The organism is Mesorhizobium sp. SP-1A (genome assembly GCF_032460275.1).
In the GTDB taxonomy this organism is placed as follows: domain Bacteria; phylum Pseudomonadota; class Alphaproteobacteria; order Rhizobiales; family Rhizobiaceae; genus Mesorhizobium.
In genome coordinates, this window is record NZ_JAVXZD010000007.1 from 1 (window position 1) to 12,546 (window position 12,546).

Here is a 12,546-nt window from a genome sequence, read left to right on the forward strand (position 1 = left end):
GCAGACCTCTCACGCCGCCTTCAAAACCCTCTTGCAGACGGGGCGGGCCATACGTTTTTTGAACCGCAGACCTTCGCAGCGCAGGAACCGCCACACCGCGTCATGCGACACCTTCACCCCGCGAGCGGCCAACTCATCCTTCAGACCATACAGCGTCAGATGCGGTGTTTCACGCAGACGGCCCTCGATGAAAGCACGATGCGGCTCCAGCACCCTCTTGCGATGTCCACCCATCTTGCCGGGCGCAACCGAGCCAGTCGCCCGATGACGCTGCAACAACTTCACCGCCGCCGAAACCGAAATGCCGAACCGTTTGGCGGCCGACCGGCGACTCTCACCACTCAATACCGCTGCCACAACCCGTTCGCGAAGATCGTCCGAAAGAGGTCGCGCCATCAGATGCTGGCCTCCATTCCAGCCAGCATCTTGAATCACAAATCCGACAAATCGGGAATCCCATCCGATTCCGTCAAATCTTGAACCGCTCTAGCCGACAACGCTGAACGCAACCGATGTTCGGCACGATTCCGGATTTCCAGTGGGCTGGTCGCGCCAAAGCCTGGCGGCGCCGTGCCATGCGGTTTCTCATACGAGCTGATGCAGACGCAGATGCTCGCACCGGCTCTGCGACGGGCTGTCCTGCTAAGAGATTCGGTTTGGGCGGAGAATCCGTCCGATGCGGCGATCCTGGGTGGGTTGAAGCGGTCGGAGTCTGCATCCCCGCTATTTTCCGCCTAAGTCACGGCCTAGAGATGAAACGGAGGAACTCACTCGACTTTCAGCGCGGCGAGGGCAGGTGTCGGAGGCCCTGCGCCGACCTTGATGTCCCGCGCCGTCTGTTCTGCCACGGACTGTTGTCGGCGACACTTATTGTAGGGTCGATCTGTTCGTGCGTCCGTGGTCCAGTCTCTCTCTCTCTCTCTCTCTCTCTCTCTCTCTGCGCCGAGCCTCTCAATCTTAGCGCGCGACGCCAACGAAAGCGACGAGCAGCATCGTGATCGCGCTGGCCGCAGCTGTCTGCTTCCGGCGTCTCCAGCACAGTCGCAGGGCTCGGGCCGGATCGGGTCGTTCCAAAACGGGGCAGGGTATACCGCTTGCAGATGTTGCCTCCGGTAGCGATGTGCCGTTTTTTTCCGCCGAGCACCTGGCCGTACCGCGCACAGTTCAACGCTGGTGCCGACGATCGCCGGTCTATCGAGCGGAACGGATCTGAACCTTGCATCTGGTGCTGCTTTTCTGACGCCTGGACAATGATGTGGCGCCTGGCCGGCCGAGGTCGGGCGGGCTGCCAAGGTGCTGTTTCTGCTCAAGTGCGGACAGGTTTTCCGGTCCACATCATAGCCGCGTCGGCTACCGGCGGAGCGTGTTGCTCCACCAAAAAACGGCAGACGCATTCGGCCGATTACGGCCCTTGTGTATCGGCAAGGCCGTTCTGCCGTTGCTGCTTGCTCTTTCAGAACCGATGTTTTCCCCGCAGCAGGGGAGGGGGTATGCCGCGCGCCGTCAACTCGAACCCATGGCGTATGATATCGGGCAGATCGTCGCTGGGATCATCCGTGCGCCGCGTTCTGCTGCCGTTTTTCAAACCAGTTGGCGGAAGCGCCACGAAAGTCCCAGTGCCGAGCAAAACATGGAGGATGCCCGTCTGTGCCTTGACGAACGCGGGGTCTCGCCGGCAATCTCGGCGACCTGCCGGGCCGGACCGCTGCTTTCTCCGCCGGCGCTCGCAAAAAAACGATTATTCCACTGTATCGGCTATTTCTCATAATCCGACAGCATGTGCGGTTTCAGGGGTCCTGAAACATAATTAGCGCACCCGAAGGTCTACCGAATGCGTCCTGTCCTCGAAGAGGCGAACGGAAATGAGCGCTCGCTAAGCCGGAGAATGTTCTCCGGCGGCAGGGCAGGGGAGGCTGGCGCCTGCGTCCTTATGGCGATCAGAAGCTGTTGCGTTCGTGATAGGTCCGCAAAAAGGCCTGGATGCGGGCGTCTTCCGGATGGTGCAGGATCCTGGAAGGCGCGTCCACTCCGACCAGAACGCCCCTTTCCATGAAGGCCACCTGGTCCGCGACATGCGCGGCGAAGCCCATTTCATGAGTGACCACCACCATGGTCATGCCTTCGGCGGCGAGGGTCTTCATCACGCTCAGCACCTCGCCGACCAGTTCTGGATCCAGCGCCGAGGTCGGTTCGTCGAAGAGCATCAGACGCGGCTCCATGGCGATGGCACGCGCAATGGCAACGCGCTGCTGCTGGCCGCCCGACAGGCGCGAGGGATGATTGGCCATCTTGTCGCTGAGCCCGACCTTCTTCAACGCCTCGGCGGCGCGGGCCTCGGCCTCGGCTTTCGGCATGCCGCGCACGCGCATCAGCCCTTCGGCCACGTTCTGCAAGGCGGTCATGTGCGGCCAGAGGTTGAACTGCTGGAACACCATGCCGATGGACCGGCGCATCTCGCGCAGCTTGCGGCCCGGCATTTTGCGGCCACCGGGGCTGACATAGCCGATCAGTTTTCCGTCGATGGTGATCTCGCCGGAATCGTATTCTTCCAGGAAGTTGATGCAGCGCAGCAGCGTGGACTTGCCCGAGCCCGATGGTCCGATCAGGCAGGTCACCTTGCCGGGCAGGATCGACAGATCCACGTCCTTCAGGGCCTGGAAAGGGCCGTAATATTTGTTGACCTTGCGGATCTCGACGGATGACGCGGCAAGCATCCTACGTCCTTTCGACCAGGTGTTTCGTGATGCGCGCTTCCAGCCGGCGGCCGATACGCGAAATGGTTTCGACCAGCGCCCAGAAAAACAGCGCCAGCACCAGGTTTGCCTCGAGGTAGCGGAACGTCTCGGTGGACATGCGCTGCACCGAATACATCAGCTCCGGCACGGTGATGATCGACAGGATCACCGTCTCCTTGGTCAGAATGATGGAGAAATTGACCAGCGCCGGCAGCGCGGAGACGAGGCCGAGAGGCAGAAGAATCCGGCGTACGATGGCGAATTCCGACATGCCGATGGCGCGAGCCGCCTCGAGCTGGCCCACCGGCACCGCGAGGAATCCCGATCGGAAGATCTCGGCGAAATAGGGGCTGCCATAGATGGTGAGGCCGACGAGCCCCGCAGGCAGCGCTTCCAGCCGCAGGCCGAGCAGCGGGCCGCCGTAATAGAGGACGAAGAGCTGCACGAGGAAGGGCGTGCCCCGGATGATCTCGATATACGCCTGGATCAGCCAGCCGAGGGGTCGAGGCCCGTAGCGCTGCGCCAGCGCGATGAACAGCCCCAGCACCATGCCGAAAATCGTTCCCAGCACCCAGCACAGGATCGTGAGCCCGAAGCCGCTCAGCAGGATCGGCCAATATTGCTGGAGGATAGACAGGCTCATCAGACGCTCATCCTGTGCTCGAGATAGCGCCCCAGTGCGGCGAGGCAGAGATTGATGAGCAGGTAGATGCAGGCGGCCGCGAGGTAGACCTCCAGCGGGCGGAAGGTGGTGGCGGCCTGCGCCTGGCTGGCGCGCGTGACCTCCAATATGCCTACCACCGACACCAGCGACGAGGCCTTGACCAGCAGGATCATCTCATTGACCAGCGCCGGCAGCGAGATCTTGACCGCCTGGGGCAGGATGATCCGGGTCCAGATGTCGCACGGCCCCATGCCGATGGCGGTCGCCGCTTCGGTCTGCCCCCGGGGCAGGGCCATGATGGCGCCGCGCCAGATTTCGGAAACATAGGCGCTGGAGCAGATGCCGACGGTGACCACGGCGGCGACCATCGCCGGTACGTTGATGCCGATGACGGGCAAAAGGTAATAGCAAAGCAGAAGCTGCACGAGCAGCGGAACGCCGCGCAGGAAGCTGACCCAGAGCGCCGCGACGCGGCGCAGCCAGGCCGCGCGGGACAGGGCGGCAGCGCACACTAGCGCGCCGATCACCAGCCCGAGCCCGATGCCGAGGACGGAGATCAGCAGCGTGAAGCGCGCTGCCCAGAAGAGCGGTTCGAAGCTGCCCAGAAAGATCGAGATCGAAAACATCGCTGCTGCGCCTGGCGGGGAAACGCGGGCGGGATCACTCCCGCCCACGGCGTCTCATCACTTGGTCGGGACTTCGCGGGGCAGCTCGGTGTAGCTGCCCAGCCACTTCTCCTGGATGGCCTTGATCCGGCCGTCATCCGTCATCTTGAGCAGCGCGTCGTTGACCACCTTGACGAAGCTTTCGCTGTCCTTGTCCTTGCGCGCCACCCAAGCGAAATAGGTCGGCTGGCCGAAGGTGGCCTTATCGAACATCGCGAAGGTCTCCGGCCGGGTCTTGACCAGATAGGCGAGGTTCGGCAGTGAGCCGGCGACCGCGTCCAGACGGCCGGCCGCGAGGTCCGCATAGGCCTCGTCGGTGGTGCCGTATTCCTTGACGTTCACGCCGCCCAGCTTGTCGCCGAAGGCCTGCAACTGCTTGAACTGCGCGGTGCCCTGCTGGACGCCGACGGTCTTGCCCTTGATGTCTTCGGGCTTTTTCATCTCGGTGTTGGACGCGGCACGCACCAGCGCGACGGTGGCGTCGGCGATCGGGAGGCTGAAGGCGTAGCGTTCGAGGCGCTCGGGCGTGATGGTCACGGGGGCGATCACGATGTCGAACTTCTTGACCTCGAGGCCGGGCAGCTCGGCGGTCCAGGGAATGTCCTGGTAGACCGGCTCGACGCCGATCTCCTTGGCGACGCCGTCGAAGAGATCCTTCGTCATGCCTTCATAGGTGCCGTTGTTGAGCATGTCGAACGGCGCGTAATGCATGTCGGTGGCCGTCTCGATCTTGCCCTTGGCCTTGATGTCGGAAAGCTGGTCGGCCATGGCCGGAACGGTCAGGCCGAGCACGGCCAGGCCGAACAGCGCCGATTTCAGAGTTCTGGAAAAAGTCATCTGGTGGTTTCTCCCTGGTGCCTGTTTAGCGACGATCGCTGGACAGGATTAGCTATTGAGCATTTTCATGCGCGCCGCCAGAGGCCGGCGGCGCGAAGATTGTCAAAGAATTGCAGGCAGGTTCAGCCCGTGTTCGCGGGCGCAATCGACCGCGATCTGGTAGCCGGCATCGGCATGGCGCATGACGCCGGTGGCCGGGTCGTTCCACAGCACGCGAGCCAGACGCGCATCGGCATCCTCGGAGCCGTCGCAGCAGATCACCATGCCGGAATGCTGCGAAAAGCCCATGCCGACCCCGCCGCCATGGTGCAGCGACACCCACGTCGCGCCCGAGGCGGTGTTGAGCAGCGCGTTGAGCAGCGGCCAGTCGGAGACCGCGTCCGAACCGTCCTTCATCGCTTCTGTCTCGCGGTTGGGCGAGGCGACCGAACCCGAATCCAGATGGTCGCGGCCGATGACGATCGGCGCCTTCAGTTCACCCTTGCGCACCATTTCGTTGAAGGCGAGGCCGAGACGGTGACGGTCGCCGAGACCGACCCAGCAGATGCGCGCCGGCAGGCCCTGGAAGGAAATGCGCTCGCGCGCCATGTCCAGCCAATTGTGCAGGTGCTTGTTGTCGGGCAGCAGCTCCTTCACCTTGGCGTCGGTCTTGTAGATGTCCTCCGGATCGCCCGACAGCGCCGCCCAGCGGAACGGGCCGACGCCGCGGCAGAACAGCGGGCGGATATAGGCCGGCACGAAGCCCGGGAAGGCGAAGGCGTTTTCCAGGCCCTCCTCGAGCGCCACCTGGCGGATGTTGTTGCCGTAGTCGAGCGTCGGCACGCCCATGTTCCAGAAGTCCACCATGGCGGCGACATGCTGCTTCATGGAGGCGCGGGCCGCCTTTTCCACGGCCTTGGGGTCGCTCTCCTGCTTGGCGCGCCATTCGGCGACAGACCAGCCGAGCGGCAGATAGCCGTGCACCGGATCGTGTGCGGACGTCTGGTCGGTGACGATGTCGGGGCGGACGCCGCGCCGGACCAGTTCGGGGAACACCTCGGCGGCATTGCCGATCAGCGCCACCGACTTCGCCTCGCCGGCCTTGGTCCAGCGATCGATCAGCGCCAGCGCCTCGTCGAGCGAATGCGTCTTTTCATCGACATAGCGGGTGCGCAGGCGGAAATCGGCGCGGGTCTCGTCGCATTCCACCGCCAGGCAGCAGGCGCCGGCCATCACCGCAGCGAGCGGCTGGGCGCCGCCCATGCCGCCGAGGCCGCCGGTCAATATCCATTTGCCCTTGAGGCTGCCGCCATAATGCTGGCGACCGGCCTCGACAAAGGTCTCGTAGGTGCCCTGAACGATGCCTTGCGAGCCGATATAGATCCAGGAGCCCGCGGTCATCTGGCCGTACATGGCCAGGCCCTTCTTATCGAGTTCGTTGAAATGATCCCATGTCGCCCAGTGCGGCACGAGGTTCGAGTTGGCGATCAGCACGCGCGGCGCGTCCTTGTGGGTCTTGAAGACGCCGACCGGCTTGCCCGACTGCACCAGCAGGGTCTCGTCGGCCTCCAGCTTCTTCAGGCTGTCGACGATCAGGTCGAAATCCTTCCAGGTGCGGGCGGCGCGGCCGATGCCGCCATAGACCACCAGTTCGTGCGGGTTCTCGGCGACGTCGGGATGCAGATTGTTCATCAGCATCCGCATGGGCGCCTCGGTCAGCCAGCTTTTGGCTGTGATCTCGGAACCCGTCGGTGGGAAGACGTCGCGTGTGTTGTGTCTGGGATTGTTCACGGTTCTACTCCCTGGTCAGGCCAGCATATTGCCGGAAATGATGATGCGCTGGATTTCGCTGGATCCCTCGTAGATGCGCATGATGCGCAGGTCCCGGTTGATCCGTTCGATGGGAAAGTCACGCGTATAGCCATAGCCCCCATGCAATTGCAGGGCGGTGTCGGCGATCTTTCCCGCCGCCTCCGACGCGCCGAGCTTGGCCATGGACGAGGCCAGCGAAAAACGTCCGCCATGATGATGCGCCAGGTCGCGCTGGCGCGCGGCTTCCTGCGACAAGAGCAGCGCCGAATGATACGCAAGACCCATGTCGGCGATCATCCAGCGGATGCCCTGCCGCTCCGACAGCGCAATGCCGCCGATAATGCGGTCCTTGGCATAGGCAACCGCCGCATTCATCGCGGCGCCGGCGAGGCCGAGACACTGCGCGGCGACCTCGATGCGTCCGTTGTCGAGAACCTGCATGGCGGTGCGGAAGCCCTTGCCTTCTTCGCCGAGCAGCGCGCTTTCGGGCAGCTCGCAGTCCAGGCTCAGCGTGAACACATGGCCGCCCTTGAGACCCATGGTCTTTTCGGCCGGCCCGGCCTCGAAGCCGGGCGTACCCTTGGGCAGGATGAAGGCCGAGATGCCGCGATGCGCCTTTTCGGGATCGGTCACTGCGTAGACCACGATAAAGTCAGCGACGCCGCCGTTGGAGATGAAGCACTTCGTGCCCTTGAGGTGCCAGCCCTTTTCGGTGCGCCGCGCCCGCGTCTTCATGTCGGCGGGGTCGGAACCGGCGGTGGGCTCGGTCAGGGCGAACGCGCCGAGCGCCTCGCCGGTAGCTGCCCTGGGCAGCCATTCCTGCTTCTGCGCCTCGGTGCCGCCGATCAGAATGGAATCGGTTGCCAGATAATGCGCCGTCAGCGCCGAGGCGGTGGAGCCGCAGGCTCCGGCAACGATGGCAACCGCACGCAGCAGGGCGGGGGCGGAAATGCCGCTGCCGCCATAGGCCTCCGGCAGGTTGGCGCCCATCATGCCCGCTTCGCCCAGGGTCGCGAGCTGTTCGTGCACGAAGCGCGAGGTCTCGTCGGTCTCGGCCGCGAGCGGGGCGATCTTGTCCGCGCACAGCCGCTCAAGCACCTCGCAGAACATGCGTTCCTCGTCGGAAAGCATGTGCCAGGGATCTTCAATCTGCGTCATGCCCGACCTTCCAACTCAAATTCCTCCAGTCCGAATTCTCTCAGCACCGCCTTGATGTCGCCGCCAAGGCGTGGCGCCGCCGTGGAGGCCACCGGCTTGGCGCCGTCGAAGCGCACCGGCTGGCCGACGACCGGCGCATGGCCCAGAACGGGGTGTGCAAGCGTGCTGACCAGCCCGCGTGCGGCGGCGTGGTCGTTGTCGGCCGCCCGGGCGATGTCCCAGATCGGCGCGGTCGGAAGACCCTGCGCGGCGAGTGCCGCGACGGCTGCCTCGGTCGTCAGCGCGCCCGACCATTCCTCGATCAATGCGCGCAGAGCCGGCTCATGTTCGGTACGGCTGCTGTCGCTGGCAAAGCGCGGATCGTTCACGATCTCCGGCTTGCCGATGAGGCCGGCCAGACGCTCGAACTGGCTGCCGTTGAGCACGGCGATCACCACCTGTCCGTCGCTCGTCCTGAAGCAGCCGAAGGGGGTGGATAGCGGATGGCGATTGCCGACGCGGCCGGGCAGCACGCCGTCGTAGAAATGCTGGGCATGGCTGGTGGTCAGCATGGAAAACAGCGCGTCATACATGGCCACGTCGAGCGTTGCGCCTTGTCCGGTCGCATTGCGCTGGACGAGGGCGGCCATGATCGACCAGCTCGCAAACAGGCCGGCGATCAGATCGGCGATGCTTTCGCCGGTCTTCAGCGGCGCGCCGCCATCCTCGCCGGTCGCGGCCATCAGGCCGGACATGGCCTGCACCACCAGATCGTATGCCGGCAGGTCCTTGAAGGGGCCTTCCTGCCCGAAGCCGGAGATGGAGCAGTAGATCAGCCGGGGATTGGCCTTGCGCAGCGCCTCGGTGCCAAGACCCAGCCGGGCTGCGACGCCGGGGCGGAAATTTTCCACCACCACGTCCACACGGGCGGCAAGCGCCTGCGCCAGTTGCAGGTCGTCCGGCTTCTTGAGATCGAGCGCGATGCTCTTCTTGCCACGATTGTTGAGCGTGAACAGCGCGCTTTCGCCGTCCTTGAACGGACCGACATGCCGGTAGTCGTCACCGGCCGGCGGCTCCAGCTTGATGATCTCGGCGCCCAGATCGGCCAGCAGCGCTGTGCAATACGGCCCCGCCAGAACGCGCGACAGGTCGAGCACCTTGACGCCGGAAAGCGGCCCGCTCATGCCTTCAGCTCCGGTGCGAGCGCGGCGAGCCGTTCGAGGATCGCCGCCAGGGTCGTGCGCAGTGCGGCGGCCCTGGCTTCGTCATAGGCGAAGGGCGGGGTTTCGCTCTGCAGATGCGTGGACTGGGCCAGTTCCATCTGGATCGCATGGACGCCGTCCTGCGGCCGGCCGTAGTGACGCGTGGTCCAGCCGCCCTTGAAGCGGCCGTTCAGCACATGCGTGCGGCCGCTCCCGGCGCAGATGTCGAAAGTCGCGGCCTCGATGCGCCGATCGCAGGTCGTGCCATTGTTCGTGCCGATATTGAAGTCGGGCAGGACACCCTCGAACAGGAACGGAATGACGGAACGGATCGAATGGCAATCATAAAGGATCGCCACGCCGTGCCTGGCCTTGACCCGCTCGATCTCGGCGGCGAGCGCTTCATGATAAGGCGCGTGGAAGTTTGCCTTGCGCTCGGCGATTTCGGCCGGCGTCGGTTCCTCGGTCCAGATCGGCTCGCCGTCGAAATCGGTGACGGGCACGAGGCCGGTCGTGTTCTGGCCGGGATAGAGGCTGGCATCGTCGGGACCGCGATTGGCGTCAATCACATAGCGATGGAACGTCGCCCGCACCGTCGTCACGCCGGGCAGCAGCCCGTCATAAAGGCGCTCGATGTGCCAGTCGGTGTCGGCAAGGATGCGGCCACGCGCGTTGAGCCTGGCCAGGATCGCCTCCGGCAGATGGGTCCCGGTATGCGGCAGGCCCAGGATCAGAGGGCTGTCGCCGCGAACGATCTCGACCGGGTTCACGGCTGGACCTCGGCCAACAGGTTGTCCGGCAGGGCTTCGAGCAGGGCGCCGGTACGGACAAGCTCGGCGACTTCGGCAAGGTCAGGCGCCATATAGCGGTCCTGATCCAGCGCCGTGACCGACTTGCGCAAGCGCGCGATCACCGCCTGAAGCGGAGTAGAGGTCTTCAGCGGTCCGCGGAACTCGACGCCGGCGGCAGCGCACAACACTTCGATGCCGATGATATGGGCAAGGTTGGCGTTCATCCGCTTCAGGCGGCGCGCGCCATGGGCAGCCATGGAGACGTGGTCTTCCTGGTTCGCCGAAGTCGGCGTGGAATCGGTCGAGCAGGGCGTGGCAAGATGCTTGTTCTCGCTCATCAGCGCGGCCGAAGTGACCTCGGCGATCATCAGGCCGCTGTTGAGGCCGGGATCGGGCGTCAGGAAGGGCGGCAGGTCGTGGCTCAGCGCCGGGTCGACCATCAGCGCGATACGGCGCTGCGAGATGGCGCCGATCTCGGCGATGGCGAGCGCGATCTGGTCGGCGGCGAAGGCCACCGGCTCGGCATGGAAATTGCCGCCCGAGACGATCTGGCCGCTTTCGATCAGCACCAACGGGTTGTCGGTGGCGGCATTGGCCTCGATTTCCAGCGTGCGGCCGGCCTGGGTCAGGAGATCGATGCAGGCGCCCGTGACCTGCGGCTGGCAGCGGATGCAATAGGGGTCCTGGACGCGGGCGTCGCCGACGCGATGGCTCTCGCGAATTTCAGAGCCGTCCATCAACTCGCGGATGACGCGGGCGGCGAGGATCTGGCCGCGATGGCCGCGCAACTGATGAATTTCGTCGAGGAAGGGCGCGGTCGATCCCATGATGGCGTCGGTCGAGAGCGACGACGACACCAGCGCGTTGCGCGCCGAACGAAACGCATCGAACAGGCCCGCCAGTGCAAAGGCGGTCGAGACCTGCGTGCCGTTGATCAAGGCCAAGCCTTCCTTGGCGGCAAGCACCACCGGCTTCAGGCCAGCCGCGGCCAGCGCCTCGGCGCTGGCCATTTCGCGGCCCTGATAGGTGGCGCGGCCTTCGCCCAGCATCGCGGCGGCCATATGCGCCAGCGGGGCAAGGTCGCCCGACGCGCCGACCGAACCCTGCGAGGGGATCACCGGCAGCACGCCCCTGGCCAGCATGTCCTCGATCAGCTTGACGACTTCGGGACGCGTGCCGGAGGCGCCTCGGCCGAGCGACAGAAGCTTCAGCGCCAGGATGAGGCGCACGGTGCCTTCCTCGACATTTTCGCCTACGCCGCAGCAATGCGACAGGATGAGGTTGCGCTGAAGGGTGGCCGTATCTTCGGCCTTGATCTTGATGGAGGCGAGTTTGCCGAAGCCCGTGTTCACTCCATAGACCGGCACATCGCCATTTGCGGCAGCGTCGATCGCGGCAGCGGAGTTGGCGATGCCGGCGCGGGCGCTTTCGGCCAGCCGGACGGCCAATCCCTCGCGCCAGACGCGCTCCAAATCGGCCAGGGTGACCTGGCCGGGTGTCAGGACAAGCTCAGACATTCTTTCCTCCGAAGATGCGGGCGCGCAGCGGGTTGAAGCCGATGCGATAAGAAAGCTCGGCCGGGTGTTTGATGTCCCAGATCGCCAGATCGGCGCGGGCGCCGGGCGCGATCACACCGCGGTCGGCAAGGCCCAGCGCGCGGGCGGCATTGAGCGTCACGCCGCGCAGGCATTCGGCCGGCGTCATGCGAAACAGGGTCGCGCCCATGTTCATTGTTAGCAGGATCGACGTGAGCGGCGAGGTGCCGGGGTTGGAATCGGTCGCCAGCGCGATCGGCACGCCGGCGTCCCGCAATGCCTGGAGCGGCGGATATTTCGTTTCTCTCAGCGTATAGAAGGCACCGGGCAAAAGGACGGCGACGGTCCCGGCCTTCGCCATGGCGGCGATGCCGTCCGCGCCCAGATATTCGAGATGGTCGGCCGAAAGCGCGCCGTGCTCGGCCGCCATCGCAGCACCATGCAGGTCTGAAAGCTGCTCGGCATGCAACTTGACCGGCAGGCCGAGCGCCTTGGCATGATCGAAGACGCGCGCCATCTCCTTGGCCGAGAAGGCGATGCCCTCGCAGAACCCGTCCACCGCGTCGATCAGCCCTTCGGCATGGCCCTGATCCATGCCGGCGATCACGACCCGATCGATATAGCCGGCGCGGTCGTCCTTGAATTCCGGGGGCAGGGCGTGCGCGGCGAGCCAGGTTGTGACGACATGCACCGGACGCAGCTCGCCGATGCGGCGCGCGACTCGCAGCATCTTCAGTTCGGAATCGATGTCGAGCCCGTAGCCGGACTTGATCTCCAGCGTGGTGACGCCTTCGGCAAGCAGGGTGTCCACGCGCGGCAGCGCCGTCGCCAAAAGTTCGTCCTCGCTTGCCTCGCGGGTGTTGCGGACGCTTGAGAGGATACCGCCTCCGGCCCGCGCGATCTCCTCGTAGCCCGCGCCTTCCAGGCGCATCTCGAACTCGCGCGCGCGGTCGCCGCCATAGACGATGTGGGTGTGACAGTCGATCAGGCCGGGCGTGACCAGCCGCCCCGCCAGGTCGCGGGAAAGTGCATTGCCGTAGGGCTCAGGCAGATCAACATGGGCGCCGACCCAGACGATCCTGTCGCCCTCGATCACAATCGAGGCGCTTTCGACGACCCGATAGCCCGACGCTTCATCATCCATGATCGCTACGACGGCGTTGCTGAGAACCTGCATCTGGCGCGCACT

The 12,546-nt window shown here is 64.9% G+C and carries 11 protein-coding genes and 1 pseudogene; 1 reads left to right on the plus strand and 11 read right to left on the minus strand.

The genetic code is table 11. From position 1 onward, the window contains the following. Positions 1–48 precede the first annotated feature (48 nt). A pseudogene (locus tag QU595_RS24665) lies at positions 49–399 on the minus strand (IS630 family transposase); the annotation flags it as partial. A 1,012-nt stretch (positions 400–1,411) separates the two neighbouring features. Between QU595_RS24665 and QU595_RS24670 the strand changes: the two are divergent. Beyond that, positions 1,412–1,768 carry a hypothetical protein gene (locus QU595_RS24670; RefSeq protein WP_315926920.1) on the plus strand — a complete coding sequence of 119 codons (357 nt, stop codon included), beginning with the start codon at positions 1,412–1,414 and terminating at the stop codon, positions 1,766–1,768. A 169-nt stretch (positions 1,769–1,937) separates the two neighbouring features. Here the strand turns inward: QU595_RS24670 and QU595_RS24675 are convergent, their stop codons facing one another. The 10 genes from QU595_RS24675 to hutI all read right to left on the minus strand — a co-directional run bounded on the left by QU595_RS24675 (position 1,938) and on the right by hutI (position 12,534). Next, on the minus strand, positions 1,938–2,714 hold the full coding sequence (locus tag QU595_RS24675; protein ID WP_315926922.1) for an amino acid ABC transporter ATP-binding protein: 777 nt from the start codon (positions 2,712–2,714) through the stop codon (positions 1,938–1,940). 1 nt (position 2,715) lies between these two features. Next, positions 2,716–3,378, minus strand: a complete 663-nt coding sequence (locus QU595_RS24680; protein WP_315926924.1) for an amino acid ABC transporter permease — start codon at positions 3,376–3,378, stop codon at positions 2,716–2,718. Continuing rightward, positions 3,378–4,025: an amino acid ABC transporter permease gene (locus QU595_RS24685; protein ID WP_315926926.1), complete on the minus strand. Its 648-nt coding sequence runs from the start codon at positions 4,023–4,025 to the stop codon at positions 3,378–3,380. The genes QU595_RS24680 and QU595_RS24685 overlap by 1 nt, the downstream gene beginning before the upstream one ends. Before the next feature lie 57 nt (positions 4,026–4,082). Next, the gene (locus QU595_RS24690; protein ID WP_315926928.1) at positions 4,083–4,901 is read right to left on the minus strand and encodes a transporter substrate-binding domain-containing protein; all 819 of its coding nucleotides are present in this window, start codon (positions 4,899–4,901) and stop codon (positions 4,083–4,085) included. Positions 4,902–5,003: 102 nt separating this feature from the next. Further along, positions 5,004–6,671: a urocanate hydratase gene (hutU, locus tag QU595_RS24695; RefSeq protein ID WP_315926930.1), complete on the minus strand. Its 1,668-nt coding sequence runs from the start codon at positions 6,669–6,671 to the stop codon at positions 5,004–5,006. A 15-nt stretch (positions 6,672–6,686) separates the two neighbouring features. Next, on the minus strand, positions 6,687–7,850 hold the full coding sequence (locus tag QU595_RS24700) for an acyl-CoA dehydrogenase family protein (RefSeq protein WP_315926932.1): 1,164 nt from the start codon (positions 7,848–7,850) through the stop codon (positions 6,687–6,689). Continuing rightward, positions 7,847–9,013, minus strand: coding sequence for a CoA transferase (locus QU595_RS24705; RefSeq protein WP_315926934.1), 1,167 nt, complete (start codon positions 9,011–9,013; stop codon positions 7,847–7,849). Before QU595_RS24705 ends, QU595_RS24700 begins: the two co-directional genes overlap by 4 nt. After that, a complete protein-coding gene (gene hutG, locus QU595_RS24710; RefSeq protein ID WP_315926936.1) occupies positions 9,010–9,801 on the minus strand; it encodes an N-formylglutamate deformylase in 792 nt (263 codons plus the stop codon). The genes QU595_RS24705 and hutG overlap by 4 nt, the downstream gene beginning before the upstream one ends. Beyond that, a complete protein-coding gene (gene hutH / locus QU595_RS24715) occupies positions 9,798–11,339 on the minus strand; it encodes a histidine ammonia-lyase (protein ID WP_315926938.1) in 1,542 nt (513 codons plus the stop codon). Before hutH ends, hutG begins: the two co-directional genes overlap by 4 nt. Continuing rightward, positions 11,332–12,534 (minus strand): imidazolonepropionase, encoded by a 1,203-nt coding sequence (gene hutI, locus QU595_RS24720; protein ID WP_410000564.1) that lies wholly within the window; start codon positions 12,532–12,534, stop codon positions 11,332–11,334. Before hutI ends, hutH begins: the two co-directional genes overlap by 8 nt. Between the last annotated feature and the right edge of the window lie 12 nt (positions 12,535–12,546).